Raw genomic sequence first — 15,176 nt, forward strand, 5'->3', positions numbered from 1 at the left:
CTCCTCTAGCGCGAAAAGCTGCCGGTCCGCCCGGCAGCTTGTTCATTGCGAATATCCGTCGGTGGAGGGCACGTCTTCCTCCAGCGCGAATTCATAATCGTCGATATCGTACAGAATAACCGGAATGCTGTTCTGCACGACCTTATCCTGGAACTCGATCTGATCGGTCAGAATCGGGCATTGCAGCCGCAGGGACGTCAGAATGAGCTCGGTCTCGATCGGATCGAGCATTTCGCCGTATTGCATGTTCTCCACCGCGTTCACGACGACGAGCGTCACATGCTCGTTCACCGGCATCGGCGGGCTTTCGCGCCACGGAGCGATCAGCGCGCGCTCCAGCTTCTTGCGGTTGAACGGATCTTCGAAATACTCGATCATCTCGGCAACCTTGGCCTTGACGTGGCGGTCGTCGTCCGGCTCCGGCATTATCGGCTCCGGGCTGTCCTTCATATCGTACAACTCCATGATCGTGGAGTACGGAATCCTGTATTCGACAGGACGTTTCGGCAGAAGCAGCTGGCCGTAAGTGGCGATCATAACCGCCTCGATGACAAAACGTCGACTCATGTTTAGTTCCCTCCCGGAGACATTTCCTGCGAATCTTTCGCGTACATTGACTCTCATTATATCATAAAATGCAGGGTATAATGTCAGCCATTCCTCCAGAATCGCGAAAGAATGTGCGCTTGTCCGCGCCCGCGGGGGAAAAAACGGAAGTTTGGGGGGCGATCTCTTGCGAGCCTTACGGATCGGGAAGACCGCTGTCTGCGAAAGGCTTGATCCTTCCGATTCGGAAGGCGTCCCCTTATCCCTTTCGGTCAGAACGTGGGATGACCCCGCATTTCCCTGAATCGCAGGGATAATGGCATCATCCCCCGCATGCCCCTGAACCGGAGGGATAATGGGACGGCTCCCGGAAACGGCCATGCAAAAGGCTCTTCCCCCGCGCCGGCGAAGGGAAGAGCCGATATGCGCTTGAACGTCTTTTGAGGCGGCGTCGGGTACGATTACTCCGCATCCTCCGGAACCGGCTCCGCCTGCAGCGCCCCTTCCCGCAGGAACACCCGCAGCCCCGCGTCGTTGCGCAGCTTCGCGTTGGCCAGCTTGGCCTCGCGCTCGCTCAGCAGCACCGGCTGCCAGCGGGTCAGCTCCTGCACCTGTTCCCACTCCGCCGCATGACGTTCGCGTCTGCCCCCGTTCTCCTCCTGCGGCCGGTACCGTTCCGCGCGCAGCAGCGCCGCCAGCCTCTCTTCCGCGCCTGGGGCGTCCTCCCACAGCAGAATGCCGTAATATTTCAACTCATAACCGTTCGTCTGCGAGCACGAGAGAAGCTCTCCCGTGACCGAATGCCTGAGCGCATAAGGCATCGCCCGGTCACCGCCTTACAAATAGGGGCTTTCGTGTTTGGCTTTAAGCATGCACCAGCGGCGCTCGATCTCCGCCTCGAAGTCCCGCAGCAGCTCGGCGTTTTCCGGCTTGTCGAGATGCCGCGTCTTGCCCATCAGCTTCAGCCAGTCGATCATCGGCACCCGCTTTCCCTTCTCTTCCGGGTTGTACGTAATGTTCGTAACCCCGCGTTCCACCTCGTACAACGGGAAAAAGCAGGTGTTGACCGCATGCTCGATGATCGTCGCGCCGTCCTTGTCCTCAGACAGCCAGTTGAGCGGGCACGTGATCAAGATTTTGCCGTAGACCATGCCGACGTTCTGCGCGTACCATTGCGCTTTGGCCGCTTTCTTCAGCAAGTCCTGCGGGAACGCCTCGCTGCCCGTGAACACGTACGGAATGTTCGTGGCCGCCATAATTTGCGGCGTGTCCTTGTGGTGGAACGCTTTGCCGGTCTGCTTCGAGCCGACGTTGGACGTCGACGTCCGGTGCCCGATCGGCGTCGAATACGACAGCTGCGCGCCCGTGTTCATGTAGCCTTCGTTGTCGTACTCGAGAATGATCATCCGGTGGTTGCGCAGCGCCGCTCCGATGGCGGGGCCCATGCCGATGTCCATGCCGCCGTCGCCCGTAATCATGACGAAGGTGAAGTCGTCCTTCAGCCCCAGATGGTCGAGCTCGCCCCGCCGCTTCCGCTCTTGGAACATCTCGACGACGCCGGACAAGGTCGCCGCCCCGTTCTGGAACAGGTTGTGGATGTACGTTGCTTTGTGCGCGGAATAAGGATACCCCGTCGTGACGACCATGGCGCAGCCGGTCTGGAACAGCGCGACGATGTCGCCCTCGATGCCTTTGAAGAACAACTCCAGCCCGGAGAAAATGCCGCAGCCCGGACATGCCCCGTGGCCGGGCGCGATCCGCTTCGGCTTCTTCGTCAGCGAACGAAGCGGCGGCACGCGCACGTTCAGCTTGCCCGTCGCTGCGTCCGGGGTCACGGCAATAAGCCCGGTCTTCAGCTCCTCGTACCGCATCGGCTCGAGCACCCTTTTGGGCGCTTTGGCCGGATCGCCCTTCGTATGGCCGTGGTAGTCGAACGGCTTCTCCACATTCCCGCGCTCCGCCGCCTCGATGGCGTATTCGAACAGCTTGAAGCCGTCCTCGGCGTAGAAATCTTTCCCGCCGAGCCCGTAAACGCGGCTGACGACGAGCGTCTTCCGGTTGCCGTACGTTTGAAGCGCGGCCTTGACCTCCAGCGTCATGTTGCCGCCGTGCCCGCCGTACGAATCGGCCCGGTCCCCGACGGTGACCGCCTTCACGTTCGCCAGCGCGTCGGCGATCGCCTTCGCCGGGAACGGCCGAATGAGGTTCGGCGAGATCGCTCCCGCTCTGATCCCCCGTTCCCGGAGCCGGTCGACGACGTCCTTGACGATCTCCGCCGCGGAGTTGAGCAGGAAGACGGCCACTTCGGCATCGTCCATCCGGTACAGGTCCAGCACCGGATAGTCGCGGCCGGTGAGCGCCGCGTATTCCTTGCGAATGCGGTCGTACACCGCTTCGGCCTTGTACATCGCCATCGACTGCTGGTAGCAGTTGTTGATGTAGTCCGGCTCGTTCATGTACGGACCGACCGTAATCGGATTTTCGCGGTCGAGCACGTGCGCGAACCCTTCCGGCGGCTTCTCGCCGACGAAGGCGAGCACGTCTTCGCGGCGAGCGAATGTCATGACGCGCCGCTTCTGATGGCTCGTGAAATAGCCGTCCGAGGCGACCAGCACCGGCAGCCGCACCTCCGGATCTTCGGCGAGCTTGAGCGCCATGAGGTTCATGTCGTACACGGCCTGCGGATCGCGGCACAGCACGATCGGCCAGCCGGTGTTCAGCGCGAAGTACAAATCCGAATGGTCCCCATGGATGTCGAGCGGGCCGGACACCGAGCGGCAGACGAGGTTCATGACCATCGGGAACCGCGTGCCCGATTGCACCGGCATCTGCTCCAGCATGTACAGGTAGCCGTTGGCGCTGGTGGCGTTGAACACCCGTCCGCCGCCCGTCGAGGCGCCGTAGCAGACGCCCGCGGAGCCGTGCTCACCGTCGGCCGGGATGAGCACGATGTCGTGCTGGCCGTTCGCCTTCATCAGGTCGAGAAATTGCGCGACCTCCGTCGACGGCGAAATCGGAAAATACCCCATGATATGATAGTTGATCTGGTGCGCCGCATAGGCGGCCATCTCGTTGCCGGACTCGTAGACGACGCGCTGCTCGACGGTTCCCCTCCTGCCTTGCTCCTTGGTCATATCGATTGCCATTTCCCCGATACCCACCCTTCTTACAAGTCTTGTGAATCGAATCGTTCAGGCCAAGCCGAAACCGAACGTCAGACGACTAGGTTGAACCGGTGCGGCACGCGGTGGCCGTCCGCATAGCCGTCCGCCTCCAATTCTGCGGACAATGCGTCGGTCGGGCAAGCCTGCACGCATTTCAGGCAGCCTTTGCAATACTGGTAATCGATCCCTTGCAGGAACATTTGGGGGCGTCCCTTCTTGTCGGGAAGCTCATCCCAGACGAAGCAGAAGTCGGGACAGACGTTGTCGCAAGCGGCGCAATGGATGCACTTGTCATCGGCGAAATGGGGCAATCTGCCCGCGCGCGAGATGCTCAGGTCCTTGAGAATGCTGTTGCCGGGATTCGTGATCAGACCGCCCAGCGGCTGGGTCTCGTAACCGAGCACCGGGGTGTCCATCCGAACGAAGTCCGGCATCGAGTCGCCTTCCGCCAGACCGAACGTCTGGAAGCGAACCTCGCGGAAGCCCCGGCCGAACGTGTTCAGCGCGGGCTGAACGGCGCCGGGATACTTTTTCTCAAGCGATTTGCGGACGACGCCCTTCATAAATTCGGGATCGAGAAACCCGCACAGCCGGAACAAGCCTCCGAGCATGGCCATGTTGACCCGGTTGTTCTCTTCGAGGCTGATGCCGGTGGCGTCGACGACGGCGATCGTGCCGCTTATGAGCTTGAGCGATTGCTTCAGCTCTTCGGGCGATTTCTTGGAGTTGACGAGGACGATCGTATCCTCGTACATGCCGGAGATGACATTGACCGTTCGGGACAGGTTCTCGTGGAAAATGCCGATGACGTGAGGGCGCTCGACGGGAGAGGTGTCGCGGATGGAGGTGTCGGTGTCGCAGAAGCGGATGTGGGCTTTGACGGGAGAGCCTTTCTTCTCGGAGCCGTAGGAGCTGAAGCTGACGCCGTTCAGCCCGGCCCCCATGACGCCGGCTTCGGCCAGCATTTTCCCCGCCAGATTGGCCCCGAGTCCGCCGATCGATTCCAGCCGGATCTCGAAAAAACCGAGCTCGTTCGTTCTGGGCAACGCAATCATAGCTTACTAATCCCCTTTCGCATCGAAATGATGGAAAAACGGACCGTCTGCAGAAGCGTTTGCTAGTATGAAAAACCATTTCGCCGCCGATCGGGATATTCCTGCCGAAGATGGCGGCTTTCAAGAAAACGCTTACGATTCAATCGGCCGGGAGCGCATCCGGCCTTCCGGATCCGCGTCCCGTTCCTTCAATAGATTATTATATGTCGGTGATTGCCCGCGATTGCCGACGGATCCGGCAAATCGGGTCAGGGCTCGTAAATCATTTTGCGGGTCATGCCGCCGTCGACCGTCAGATTGATGCCGGTGACGAAGTCGTTCGCCGGATCGGTCAGATAAAAGCAGGCGCGCGCGATGTCCTCGGGCGTTCCGACGCGGCCCGACGGATGCTGGCTGTGGTCCTCCGGACGCAGCGCGGTATAATCGCCGGTCTCGATCCAGCCGGGGCTGATCGCGTTGACGCGAATCCGGTCCGGGCCGAGCGAGAGCGCCAGGGCATGCGTCAGCGAAGCGATCCCGCCTTTGGACGCGGCGTACGCTTCCGAATTCGGCTCCGATTGCATGTGCCGGGTCGAGGAGATGTTGACGATGGCGCCGCCCCTGCCCTGCCGCTTCATTACTTTGGCGGCTTCCCGCGAGCATAGAAACGCGCCGCGCAGATTGACGTTCATCACCCGGTCCCATTCTTCGACTTCCAGCTCCAGCGGCGATTTCCAGATGCCGAAGCCGGCGTTGTTGATCAAGACGTCCACGCTGCCGAACGCTTCGGTCGCCGCCTCCATAATGTGAGCGGCCGACTCGGGCTTGCTCAGATCGGCGCCGTAAAACTCCGCCCGCGAGCCCTCCTGCGCGAGGCTGCGGGCCAGCGCTTCTCCCTCTTCGCCGGGCAGATCGGTGAGCAGTACGGCGGCTCCCTTCTCCGCATAGGCGCGCGAGAGGACGCGGCCGATGCCCCCGGCCGCGCCCGTAATGACAACCGTTCGTTCTTCAAACATGGCACAGGCTCACCCTTCCGCTTCGATTTTGGCCAGACGACGGTTCAACGTCTCTTTCCAGCTGTCCGCCAGCGCGTCTACGGCTAGCAGCCGGCGGATGCCCTCCGCGTCCTTCTTGTCGCGATGCATGATCCGGTTCGCTTCCTGCACGGACAGCGCGGCCGGATGGCGCTCCAGCAGCACGAGCTCGCCCGGCGCGACCTCCCCTTCCTCCAGCACCCGGAAATAAAATCCCGTCGCTCCGGTCTCGGTCACGAGCGCGGGCAGCTCGTCCAGCCCCCACTTCATCGCCAGCTTCCAGCAGGGGACGCGCGGCTGGCTGACCTGCACCGTCGCCGTCCCGACCGCGTAGATGTCGCCGATATGGATCTCGTCTTCGGCGAGCTCGTCTACGGTGAAGTTTTCCCCGAACGCGCCCATCGGCAGCTTCCGGTTCAGCACTTGCTCCAAATGCGGATAATGGCGGTAGCTGTAGACGCAAACCGCCTTGTCCGGGCCGCCGTGATGAACGAGATCGGCCTGCTCGTCCCCGTCGAGTCCCGTCCGGCTGAGCCGAAGCGGGCGATCGGACGGACGCTTGAAGATTCCGGACCTCGCTTCCCGTCCCTTGTACGTTCCCGTCTCCGCAACGCCCGTATTGACCGAGAGCAGCGGCATTTTGACGGCGTTCTCCAACGTTGCCATCGATTCTCTCTCCCATCTTCGCGTACGCCCTTCATTCGGGCGTATACCCGCGGCGCGCCTGCGCCACGCTAACAACCGCGTAGGAACGGGCTCCCCCGGCACCGTGCGGGGGAGCCGTTCTTTATTCGCCTCCGAGCGGCAGGCGCATATCGCGCCATTCGACGCCGCCGTGCTCGTCATGGGTCAGGCCGGTCTCGCGAAAGCCGGCGGCCCGGTACCATTCCACCAGATGCGGCTGGCACATGAGCATGACCTCCGCCAACCCCGCCGCCCTTGCCCGCTCGACCGACTCCCGAAGCAGCAGGGCGCCGATTCCCCGTCCCCGCCGCCCGGGGCTTACCGCCACCGACAGAACGCACAGCTTGCGCCCGTCCGGCGAACCTCCGTGCAGCTTCTTGATCCCGACGTCCGAGCAATCCGCCGCATCCGTCCGCACGCCGCACGTAAGCCCGATCAGCTCGCCGCTCTCCCAGGCGGTCAGGAAAAAATCGGGAAAAGCCCGCCACCGGTATTCGAAGGCTTCGCGGGAAGCGGCCAATTCGGGCGGGTAGCTGGCGAGCTCCAGCTTGTGCGCGAGCGCGATCTCGTCCGCGGATTCGGCCGGCCTTATCCGGACCGCGGTCATGTCAGTCTGGCCTTCTCCGCCGCCGTCAGCCGGCGGCCGCGGACGTTCATAATGAGGCGGCCTTCGTGCAGCCCCCAAATCTCGTCCGCGAACTTCTCCGCCAGCTCCAGACGGTGCATCGCGACGACGACCGTCGTGCCTCGTTCCTTGCACAGCTTTTTGAGCATCGCCATAATGTCCTCCGCCGAATGCGGATCGAGCCCCGTCACCGGCTCGTCCGCCAGCAGCAGCTCCGCGCCGTGGGCGATGGCCCGCGCGACGGCGACGCGCTGGCGTTCGCCGCCGCTCAGCTTCTCGGCGGGCTGGTGCGCACGGTCGATCAGTCCGACCGCTTCCAGCGTGTCCATCGCGTCCATGTAATCGTCGCTGCGAACCATGCCGGTCACGCGCCGGAACCATGACACTTGTCCGACCGCTCCGATGATGACGTTTTTGAGCGCCGTCTTTTTCTCGTATAAAAGCGGTTTCTGTTCCAAATAGGCGATTTTGCGGCGGATCTTCAGGCGCGCCATCGTCCCGGCCTTGCGGATGTCCTGCCCGTCGAACCGGTACTCGCCCTTCGTCCAGGGCTCCTTGAGCGCCAGGCAGCGGAGCAGCGTCGACTTGCCGCTGCCGCTCGAACCGACGATCGCGACGAACGTTCCCTTCTCCAGCTGGCCCCTGATGTCTTGCAGCACCGTTTTGCCTTGCGGCAATTTGCGGGTCAATCCCGATATCGTAATCATCGCTGAACGGCTCCTTCTTCGGCAAACCTTATATTGATGATAAATTCCGCAATAAATCTAGTTTATTGTATTCCGGAACGGCTTTCCATACGAACAAATGTTTGCTATAATGGGAACGGGAACATTTGTTCCGACTATTCTGACGAAGAGGTGGATTGGGATGGCGAACTGCGAACATTTCCGTTATATGGAACCTTCAAGGGGAGCCCGCCCGTCTCGTGATCTTACCTTCAAATTTTACTCCGACGGGAAGCTCGTCATTGTCGACAACGATACCGGACATACGTTAAGCCCCCGCGATCTGAGCGGGGGCAGCTACGACTTCTATGCGCGCCAGCGGATCGCGTTCATCAAGCGCGACTTGATCGCCAAGCGCGAGAAGTATGCCTAAGCTTTTGTCAGGGCAAATTTTTGTTGATCTTATTAAGGCTCGGCGGGAGACGGGACAGCTTCTCCAGCGCGGGCGTTCGGGATTCTGCCTTGAAGCGGGCTAAATTTTGCTGGTTGTCGGCTTTGGTGCTGCTGTTCTTCGGCATAACGGCAACTCACCCCCTGTCCTTCGCTTCGCGGCGAGGGCTTTTCTTTTCAGCTTGCCACCGCTCGCTCATTTACAAACGTTGTTTTCATCGCCATAATGATTTTATCGGCTTCGCGATTTCGAAGAACCCGAACGCCTCGGTTGAAGGAGCACGAACGAATGAAGTTGAGCATTCTTTTCGATCTGGACGATACGCTGATCTACTGCAACAAATATTTCAATCTCGTTCTCGATCAGTTCGCCGACATGATGCTGGACTGGTTCTCCGGTTACGGCGTCGATCGCGGGACCCTTCTCGCCAAGCACACCGAGCTCGACATTGCCGGCGTTCAGCTTTTCGGCTTCAAGAGCGAGCACTTTCCCCAGTCGTTCGTCGATACGTACCGCTACTTCTGCGAGCAGCACCGCCGGCCCAAATCGAGCGAGGAAGAGAAATGGCTGTGGGATCTCGGCATCAGCGTCTACGAGCATGAAGTCGAGCCTTATCCGCATATGGAAGAGACGCTCGACGAGCTGAGCCGGAGCGGACACCGGCTGCATCTGTACACCGGAGGCGACCCCGTCATTCAACAGCGCAAAATCGAGCGCATGAACCTGGAACGGTACTTTGAGGACCGGATTTATATTCGGATGCGCAAAAATACGGAAGCGTTGAAGGATATTTTGCAAGCCGGCCGGTTTGACACGGATCGGACGTGGATGATCGGCAACTCGCTGCGGACGGACGTGCTTCCCGCGGTGGAATGCGGCATCAACGCGATCTACATGAAGCGCGAGCAGGAATGGACGTACAATATGCTGACGATTGAGACGCCGCCCCGGGGCGCGTTGCTGACTCTGACTGCGTTGTCCGAAGTGCCCCCCGCCATCGGCGAATATGCGCTCAAGTTGAAGGAATCCGGCGTTTAAGGCGGAGCGAATTTCCGGACGAGGTCAGCTTCCTGCCGAAAACGTAAAAAAAGGGGCATCGCCCCTTTTTTTACGTTTAGTCCGCCTGCTCCTTCGCATCCCAATCCGTTACCCCGTTGTCCTCGATAATGCCGAGCGTCACGTCCGAAATGTGCGGGTCGCCGAGCAGCTTGTCGCGTACGTGGAACTTGATATCGTCCGCCTCCGCCAGGCTCAGCCCTCTCTTCAGTTCGATCAGGCCGACCATATTGTCGTAGCCGACGCGGAACGCGACGCCAACCATGAGAACGCCGATGACGATCGTCGTAATGCCGTCGATATAGAAAATCGATAGCCCTTTGGCTTCGATCCGGCTCTCGTGCACGATTTCTTTCATCGCTTTGATCAGGACGTAACCGTCGGTGGCCAACGCCAGCAGCAGCACGGTCACGGTAAGCCACAACCCCGTCGTATGGGCGGGATGGGACAGCAAATGCATGCCTTCCAGAATCGTCTCGTAAGCCATTACCGTCACGACGACGGCGACCATGCAGAACAGGGCAGAACAGGCGGCGCGGAACCCTCTCTAAGGCTGGCTTGCGGGAAGATGAGTCAGCTTGTCGAACAGTTGGCGCACGCCTTCCGCCCATTCGGGATCTTCGGCGTAAGTGCGGTTCAGCCATTCGAACGGATCGCGGCCGGCGGGACGGCTTGCCCCCAGCTTTGCCACGAGCTTCGCCGCAATGTCCGAGGCGTCGGCGATGTCCGTGTTGTATTCCTGCCAGCTATGGAACACGTTGAACGGATTGTTGGCGATCAGCTTGGCTTGCTTGCCCGTCTTGGGCACGAACCCTTGCTCCTGGCCCGTGATGGCAAGCAGCAGGAGCGGATTCACGTCGTACTTGCGAGCGCTTGCCACGATGGCGCCGAAGTAGGGCTCGTCCGCGAGCAGCGAATTCCGGCTGCGCAAATAAGCCTTCACGGCCGCGGCGTCGATGTCTGCGTAGCGAAGCTCCTCGGGCATTCCGGCCTGCGCCTCGGCCGCTCCGGGTGCGGCCTGGACGTACGGCCGTTCTGGAACGGGCGACGCCTCGCCCGTCGCCTCCCGCTGCGACAGCCACCCGATCGCCGCGCCCGCCGACAGGGATAGTGCGAGCGCGATCCAGGCGGCGCGTCGGCTCCAGGCGGGCAAGCGTTCGGTTCCGGCGAGCGGATTCGCGAAGGCCGCTGCGGATTCCGTTCCGACAGCCGCAGCGGCAGGCGACGATATGCCTTCGGCTGTCGGAAGGCCTAATACGGAGAAAGCGGCGGTCCCGGCCGTGCCCGGCATGTCGGCCGCCGTCTCTTCGGAGTTCGCACCCGGTTCCCGACGAAGGCGCGCCTCCATCCGATCCCGGCTCGACCGGTCCGGCGAACGTTCATCGATCCATCGGCGAAGCGGCTCCAGGTCGATGCCGTCGTGGGCGCCCTCGGCGGCGCACGCCTCGAGCACATCTTCGATCGCGACCTCTCGCTGCTCCTGAACGACGCAGCGGCGAATAAGCTCGTTCACGATCCGGGTTTTGACCACAGGTGACAGATCGGGCAGCCTGCGTTCCAACGCGACGCGAACGGCGTCCGCGACGATCTCGGCTTGGCGGTGCCGCGGCAGCGGTGCGTATTTGGTTTGAACGTAGCGGCGAATGACGTGAATGTCCGTCGGCGTCAACAGCGCGGCGCGTTCCATCCGGCCCCTGGCCCCTTCCGTAAGCTAGCAATCTACTAATCCGTAGTGTAACATACAGGAAAGATTTGGGGGAAGGGACTGCAAAATGAAGCCGGCCTATGCCTTCGCGATCGCCTCCTGCACCGCCTCACTGCGGACGTAGGCTTTAATTTGCTCCTTCTCCGCGAACGTAAATTGATATTCGCAGTCGCAGCCCTCGTCCTGCGGCTCGATCTCGACCGGAATCCCCTGCGGCGTGCAGACGACGAGCGCCGTCAGCTCGATCAGATCGTCCGGGATCGGCGTCTCGGGGGCGGTCTCGAACCGCAGCGTCACGTCCACCCAATGCTCATTGCGCCGCTCCACGCGCGGTTCGAACGAGACGAATTTAAGTTCCGTGATCCGGTCGTCTCCGTATTTGAGCATCGTCAGCTTCCTCCCTTCCGGCAAAAAAATGGTTGCTCCCGGCGGCATCGCCGCGATCGGGAACAACCTGTGTGGATAATGGCCTATTCCTGAATGTTAAGGCAGCATCGAGGAGCCCATCAAGTACTTGTCGACTTCGCGGGCGGCTTCGCGGCCCTCGTTGATCGCCCAGACGATGAGGCTTTGTCCGCGGCGCATGTCGCCGGCGGCGAACACCTTCTCGACGTTCGTCTTGTACTTGCCGTATGCCGCCTTGACGTTCGTGCGGCGGTCGGTCTCCAGTCCGAGCTGTTCGATCAGCGTGTTCTCCGGACCTTCGAAGCCGACGGCGACGAGCACAAGATCGGCAGGCCATACTTTCTCGGTACCCGGAATTTCTTCGTAAATCTTGCGTCCTTGCTCATCCACATAACGGCGGATTTGAACCGTGTGCAGCTCCTTGACGTTGCCGTTCTCGTCGCCGACAAACTTCTTCGTCAGCACGGAGAATGCGCGCGGGTCTTCGCCGAACAGCGCCTTCGCTTCTTCGTGGGCGTAATCGAGCGTGTAGACGTTCGGGAACTCCGGCCACGGATTGTTGATCGGATCGCGGGTCAGCGGAGCCTTGGGATGCGTACCGAATTGCGTGACGCTGGCGCAGCCGTGGCGCAAGCTCGTCGCCACGCAGTCGGTGCCGGTATCGCCGCCGCCGATGACGATGACGTGTTTGTCCTTGGCGGAAATGTAGTTCCCGTCTGCCAGCCCGGAATCGAGGTAGCTCTTGATCGTCGAATTCAGGAAGTCCATCGCCGGATAAATCCCCTTGAGGTGGCTTCCTTCCACATTGCCGATGCCGCGAGCCTTCGTCGCGCCGCCGCACAGGACGACCGAATCGTATTGCTCGACCAGCTCTTGGGCGGAAATGTCCTTGCCGATCTCCGTGTTCGTCACGAACTTGATGCCCTCTGCGGCCAACAGATCGACACGGCGCTGCACGATGTGCTTCTCGAGCTTCATCGTCGGGATGCCGTACATCAGCAGACCGCCGATGCGGTCCGCACGCTCGTAGACGGTGACCGTGTGGCCGGCTTTATTGAGCTGCGCGGCGGCGGCGAGTCCGGCGGGACCGGAGCCGACGACGGCAACCTTCTTGCCGGTACGCTTCTTGGGCGGCTGCGGCACGACCCAGCCTTCTTCGAACGCGCGGTCGATGATCGCTTGCTCGATCGTCTTGATCGTTACCGGTTCGCCGATGAGGCCAACCGTGCAGGAGCCTTCGCAAGGCGCCGGGCAGACGCGCCCCGTAAACTCGGGGAAGTTGTTCGTCTTCGCCAGACGCTCGTAAGCTTCCTTCCACAGACCGCGGTAAACCAGGTTGTTCCATTCGGGGATGAGGTTGTTGATCGGGCATCCCGATGCGTTGCCGGCCAATTCCATGCCGGTATGGCAGTAAGGCGTGCCGCAATCCATGCAGCGCGCCCCTTGCGTCCGCAACTGATCCTCGGAGAACATCCGGTGGAACTCGTTCCAGTCCTTGATGCGCTCCAGCGGATCGCGATCGCTCGGCAATTCGCGTTGATATTCCATAAATCCCGTAGGCGTCGACATCTTCATTTCCTCCATCTGTCGGTGTTTCGCACGTAACAGCGCTAAAGGGCACTTTATTCATCATATCCGTCTGCGACTAAAGCCGCAAGACAGAAGCTTGCATAATTATTCAGTATTGATAGATCATCCTACCAGACAACCCGGTCGTTCAGAATGGATTATCTTCTCAATTGTTTGCACGATTGCGTCTATGCGCGTTTGCGTTCATAGAAGCAAAAGTCGTAAGGAACCGCGTTCTTCTCGTCCTGAACGCCCGGGATTTTGGACACCAGGTCCCATTCGGAACGGTCGAACGCCGGAAAATAAGCGTCGCCCTCGTAGCTTCTGCCGATCTCCGTCAACAGCATACGGTCGGCGTCCTTCAGCGCCAGCGCATATATTTCCGCTCCGCCGATGACCATGATCTCGCCGCCGCCGTATTCGGCGGCCGCTTCGTCGATCGAACGGACGAGCCGGCAGCCTTCCGGCGCTTCCTTAAGCGTGCGGGAGAGCACGACATTCGTCCGGTTCGGCAGCGGGCGCCCCAGCGATTCAAACGTCTTGCGTCCCATCAACACCGTCTTGCCCGTCGTCTGCGCTTTGAAGAAGGCCATGTCGGCCGGAAGTCTCCAAGGCAACGCATTGTCTTTGCCGATGACGCCGTTCGCGGCGACGGCGGCGATGAGCGTAATGGACATAAGCGACACCCTTACTTTTGTGTTATTTCCATCATACCATAAGGCCTTAATTCGTGACTACCGAACAATCGGTTACAAATGTCTGGAAACGTTCGGATACGATTGGCCAGCAAGCGATGAAAAAAGCGTCCTTCCGGACGCCCTCCGCGCTCCCTTATACGGCCACCGGCGCTTTAATGCCGGGATGATACCGGTAGCCCTCGAACTCGAAATCTTCGAACGTATAATCGAAGATCGACTCCGGCTTCCGCTTGATGATCAGCTTCGGAAGCGGATACGGCTCGCGGGTAAGCTGCAGGTTCACTTGCTCCAGATGGTTGGCGTAAATATGCACGTCTCCTCCCGACCAGATGAATTCGCCGGGCTCCAAATCGCACTGCTGCGCCACCATATGGGTCAGAAGAGCGTAAGAGGCGATATTGAACGGAAGGCCTAGGAACGTGTCGACCGAGCGCATCGTCAGCATGCAGCTCAGCTTGCCTTCGGCAACGTAAAATTGGAAAACGAAGTGGCACGGCGGCAGCTTCATCCGGTCGATCTCCCCCACGTTCCAGGCGCTGACGAGATGACGGCGGGAATCGGGATTGTTCTTGATGGCCTCGACGACCTGCGCGATCTGGTCGATCGTCCGCCCGTCCGCCGTCTCCCACGCTCGCCATTGGGAGCCGTAGACGGGACCGAGATCGCCGTTCTCGTCCGCCCATTCGTCCCAGATCGTCACGCCGTTTTCCTTCAGGTAACGGATGTTCGTATCTCCGCGCAGAAACCAGAGCAGCTCGTGAACGACCGATTTCAGATGAATACGCTTCGTCGTGACGAGCGGAAACCCTTCGGACAAGTCGAACCGGAGCTGCCGTCCGAAGACGCTAAGCGTCCCCGTACCCGTCCGGTCGTCCTTCCGCACCCCGTGATCGAGAATATCCTGCAACAGATCCAAATAATTGCGCAACGCCAACACACCTTTTTGTCGTCTTTTTATGGATGATTGTATCATTGGGCGCTCCGCCTGTCGACTTCTCGATGGTCGCACGCAAGGACACTTTAATTTTGCGAAAATTGCTCCAGCCGGCGCCGCTTCCGGTGCTCGTACCTTTCCGGCGCGCTCTCGTGCAGCTTGCGTTCCTCCTCCGTCTCCGGGTAGACGGGCGGCACTTCCGTCGGGCGGCCCTCCTCGTCCACGGCTACGAACGTGCTGAACGCCGTCACCGTCTCCCGGCGCTCGCCGGTTTCCAAATTTTCGGCCCGGACGATGCAGTACAGCTCCATGGACGTGCGCCGGGTCCAGGTGACGAACGCCTCGAGCTCCACCGCCTCGCCCATCCGGATCGGCGACTTGAAATCCAGGCTGTCCGTCGAAGCGGTAACGACCCTTCTTCCGCAATGACGCATCGCCGCAATGACACAAACTTCGTCGATGAATTTCATCAGATTGCCGCCGAACATCGTGCCGTGGTAATTGGTGTCGCCCGGAAAAACGAGCGTCGTCTGGATGGAACGCGACCTGCTGATCGGTTTGGCCTTTGTCTCCATAATGATTGCTCCTCTCTGCGGGCTGCCGCCG

17 protein-coding genes and 1 pseudogene are annotated in these 15,176 nt (G+C 60.6%); 2 read left to right on the top strand and 16 right to left on the bottom strand.

Annotated features, from left to right (window positions below):
- Positions 1 to 42: 42 nt before the first annotated feature.
- From G485_RS0103810 to G485_RS0103845, 8 genes are all read right to left on the bottom strand, one after another.
- Positions 43 to 567 carry a hypothetical protein gene (locus G485_RS0103810; protein ID WP_027091453.1) on the bottom strand — a complete coding sequence of 175 codons (525 nt, stop codon included), beginning with the start codon at positions 565 to 567 and terminating at the stop codon, positions 43 to 45.
- A 440-nt stretch (positions 568 to 1,007) separates the two neighbouring features.
- Positions 1,008 to 1,367 (bottom strand): hypothetical protein, encoded by a 360-nt coding sequence (locus tag G485_RS0103815; protein WP_027091454.1) that lies wholly within the window; start codon positions 1,365 to 1,367, stop codon positions 1,008 to 1,010.
- 15 nt (positions 1,368 to 1,382) lie between these two features.
- Positions 1,383 to 3,692 (bottom strand): thiamine pyrophosphate-dependent enzyme, encoded by a 2,310-nt coding sequence (locus G485_RS0103820; protein ID WP_027091455.1) that lies wholly within the window; start codon positions 3,690 to 3,692, stop codon positions 1,383 to 1,385.
- A gap of 68 nt (positions 3,693 to 3,760) precedes the next feature.
- Positions 3,761 to 4,765: a 2-oxoacid:acceptor oxidoreductase family protein gene (locus tag G485_RS0103825; protein ID WP_027091456.1), complete on the bottom strand. Its 1,005-nt coding sequence runs from the start codon at positions 4,763 to 4,765 to the stop codon at positions 3,761 to 3,763.
- A 248-nt stretch (positions 4,766 to 5,013) separates the two neighbouring features.
- A complete protein-coding gene (locus G485_RS0103830; protein ID WP_027091457.1) occupies positions 5,014 to 5,760 on the bottom strand; it encodes an SDR family NAD(P)-dependent oxidoreductase in 747 nt (248 codons plus the stop codon).
- A gap of 9 nt (positions 5,761 to 5,769) precedes the next feature.
- Positions 5,770 to 6,444, bottom strand: coding sequence for an MOSC domain-containing protein (locus G485_RS0103835; RefSeq protein ID WP_240489054.1), 675 nt, complete (start codon positions 6,442 to 6,444; stop codon positions 5,770 to 5,772).
- 121 nt (positions 6,445 to 6,565) lie between these two features.
- Positions 6,566 to 7,069: a GNAT family N-acetyltransferase gene (locus tag G485_RS0103840; protein ID WP_027091459.1), complete on the bottom strand. Its 504-nt coding sequence runs from the start codon at positions 7,067 to 7,069 to the stop codon at positions 6,566 to 6,568.
- Positions 7,066 to 7,794 carry a phosphonate ABC transporter ATP-binding protein gene (locus tag G485_RS0103845; protein ID WP_027091460.1) on the bottom strand — a complete coding sequence of 243 codons (729 nt, stop codon included), beginning with the start codon at positions 7,792 to 7,794 and terminating at the stop codon, positions 7,066 to 7,068. The genes G485_RS0103840 and G485_RS0103845 overlap by 4 nt, the downstream gene beginning before the upstream one ends.
- Before the next feature lie 160 nt (positions 7,795 to 7,954).
- On the opposite strand from G485_RS0103845, the gene G485_RS0103850 reads away from it, so the two are divergent.
- Positions 7,955 to 8,185, top strand: a complete 231-nt coding sequence (locus G485_RS0103850) for a hypothetical protein (RefSeq protein WP_027091461.1) — start codon at positions 7,955 to 7,957, stop codon at positions 8,183 to 8,185.
- Positions 8,186 to 8,192: 7 nt separating this feature from the next.
- Here G485_RS0103850 and G485_RS30340 read toward each other — a convergent pair whose 3' ends face one another.
- Positions 8,193 to 8,330: a hypothetical protein gene (locus G485_RS30340; RefSeq protein WP_169732289.1), complete on the bottom strand. Its 138-nt coding sequence runs from the start codon at positions 8,328 to 8,330 to the stop codon at positions 8,193 to 8,195.
- A 161-nt stretch (positions 8,331 to 8,491) separates the two neighbouring features.
- Here G485_RS30340 and G485_RS0103860 point away from each other — a divergent pair, with 161 nt between their 5' ends.
- Positions 8,492 to 9,241, top strand: coding sequence for an HAD family hydrolase (locus G485_RS0103860; RefSeq protein WP_027091462.1), 750 nt, complete (start codon positions 8,492 to 8,494; stop codon positions 9,239 to 9,241).
- Between the two features lie 76 nt (positions 9,242 to 9,317).
- Here G485_RS0103860 and G485_RS24955 read toward each other — a convergent pair.
- The 7 genes and pseudogenes from G485_RS24955 to G485_RS0103895 all read right to left on the bottom strand — a co-directional run.
- Positions 9,318 to 9,779, bottom strand: a pseudogene (locus G485_RS24955) (cation diffusion facilitator family transporter); the annotation flags it as partial.
- Positions 9,780 to 9,806: 27 nt separating this feature from the next.
- Positions 9,807 to 10,946, bottom strand: coding sequence for a glucosaminidase domain-containing protein (locus tag G485_RS0103870; RefSeq protein WP_027091463.1), 1,140 nt, complete (start codon positions 10,944 to 10,946; stop codon positions 9,807 to 9,809).
- Between the two features lie 96 nt (positions 10,947 to 11,042).
- Positions 11,043 to 11,351, bottom strand: a complete 309-nt coding sequence (locus G485_RS0103875; RefSeq protein ID WP_027091464.1) for a hypothetical protein — start codon at positions 11,349 to 11,351, stop codon at positions 11,043 to 11,045.
- A gap of 96 nt (positions 11,352 to 11,447) precedes the next feature.
- Positions 11,448 to 12,938 (bottom strand): glutamate synthase subunit beta, encoded by a 1,491-nt coding sequence (locus G485_RS0103880; protein WP_027091465.1) that lies wholly within the window; start codon positions 12,936 to 12,938, stop codon positions 11,448 to 11,450.
- 188 nt (positions 12,939 to 13,126) lie between these two features.
- The gene (locus tag G485_RS0103885) at positions 13,127 to 13,615 is read right to left on the bottom strand and encodes a dihydrofolate reductase (RefSeq protein ID WP_027091466.1); all 489 of its coding nucleotides are present in this window, start codon (positions 13,613 to 13,615) and stop codon (positions 13,127 to 13,129) included.
- Between the two features lie 154 nt (positions 13,616 to 13,769).
- A complete protein-coding gene (thyA, locus tag G485_RS0103890; RefSeq protein WP_027091467.1) occupies positions 13,770 to 14,564 on the bottom strand; it encodes a thymidylate synthase in 795 nt (264 codons plus the stop codon).
- Positions 14,565 to 14,656: 92 nt separating this feature from the next.
- Complete coding sequence (locus G485_RS0103895) at positions 14,657 to 15,145, bottom strand: acyl-CoA thioesterase (RefSeq protein ID WP_027091468.1); 489 nt, start codon at positions 15,143 to 15,145, stop codon at positions 14,657 to 14,659.
- Positions 15,146 to 15,176: the final 31 nt, after the last annotated feature.

Origin of the sequence: Cohnella thermotolerans DSM 17683 (assembly GCF_000429825.1) — a bacterium.
Lineage (GTDB): Bacteria > Bacillota > Bacilli > Paenibacillales > Paenibacillaceae > Cohnella > Cohnella thermotolerans.

Coding starts and splice junctions, on each gene's coding strand:
- G485_RS0103810 (WP_027091453.1), bottom strand. CDS start 567: ATGAGTCGACGTTTTGTCATCGAGGCGGTTATGATCGCCACTTACGGC.
- G485_RS0103815 (WP_027091454.1), bottom strand. CDS start 1,367: ATGCCTTATGCGCTCAGGCATTCGGTCACGGGAGAGCTTCTCTCGTGC.
- G485_RS0103820 (WP_027091455.1), bottom strand. CDS start 3,692: ATGGCAATCGATATGACCAAGGAGCAAGGCAGGAGGGGAACCGTCGAG.
- G485_RS0103825 (WP_027091456.1), bottom strand. CDS start 4,765: ATGATTGCGTTGCCCAGAACGAACGAGCTCGGTTTTTTCGAGATCCGG.
- G485_RS0103830 (WP_027091457.1), bottom strand. CDS start 5,760: ATGTTTGAAGAACGAACGGTTGTCATTACGGGCGCGGCCGGGGGCATC.
- G485_RS0103835 (WP_240489054.1), bottom strand. CDS start 6,444: ATGGCAACGTTGGAGAACGCCGTCAAAATGCCGCTGCTCTCGGTCAAT.
- G485_RS0103840 (WP_027091459.1), bottom strand. CDS start 7,069: ATGACCGCGGTCCGGATAAGGCCGGCCGAATCCGCGGACGAGATCGCG.
- G485_RS0103845 (WP_027091460.1), bottom strand. CDS start 7,794: ATGATTACGATATCGGGATTGACCCGCAAATTGCCGCAAGGCAAAACG.
- G485_RS0103850 (WP_027091461.1), top strand. CDS start 7,955: ATGGCGAACTGCGAACATTTCCGTTATATGGAACCTTCAAGGGGAGCC.
- G485_RS30340 (WP_169732289.1), bottom strand. CDS start 8,330: ATGCCGAAGAACAGCAGCACCAAAGCCGACAACCAGCAAAATTTAGCC.
- G485_RS0103860 (WP_027091462.1), top strand. CDS start 8,492: ATGAAGTTGAGCATTCTTTTCGATCTGGACGATACGCTGATCTACTGC.
- G485_RS0103870 (WP_027091463.1), bottom strand. CDS start 10,946: ATGGAACGCGCCGCGCTGTTGACGCCGACGGACATTCACGTCATTCGC.
- G485_RS0103875 (WP_027091464.1), bottom strand. CDS start 11,351: ATGCTCAAATACGGAGACGACCGGATCACGGAACTTAAATTCGTCTCG.
- G485_RS0103880 (WP_027091465.1), bottom strand. CDS start 12,938: ATGTCGACGCCTACGGGATTTATGGAATATCAACGCGAATTGCCGAGC.
- G485_RS0103885 (WP_027091466.1), bottom strand. CDS start 13,615: ATGTCCATTACGCTCATCGCCGCCGTCGCCGCGAACGGCGTCATCGGC.
- G485_RS0103895 (WP_027091468.1), bottom strand. CDS start 15,145: ATGGAGACAAAGGCCAAACCGATCAGCAGGTCGCGTTCCATCCAGACG.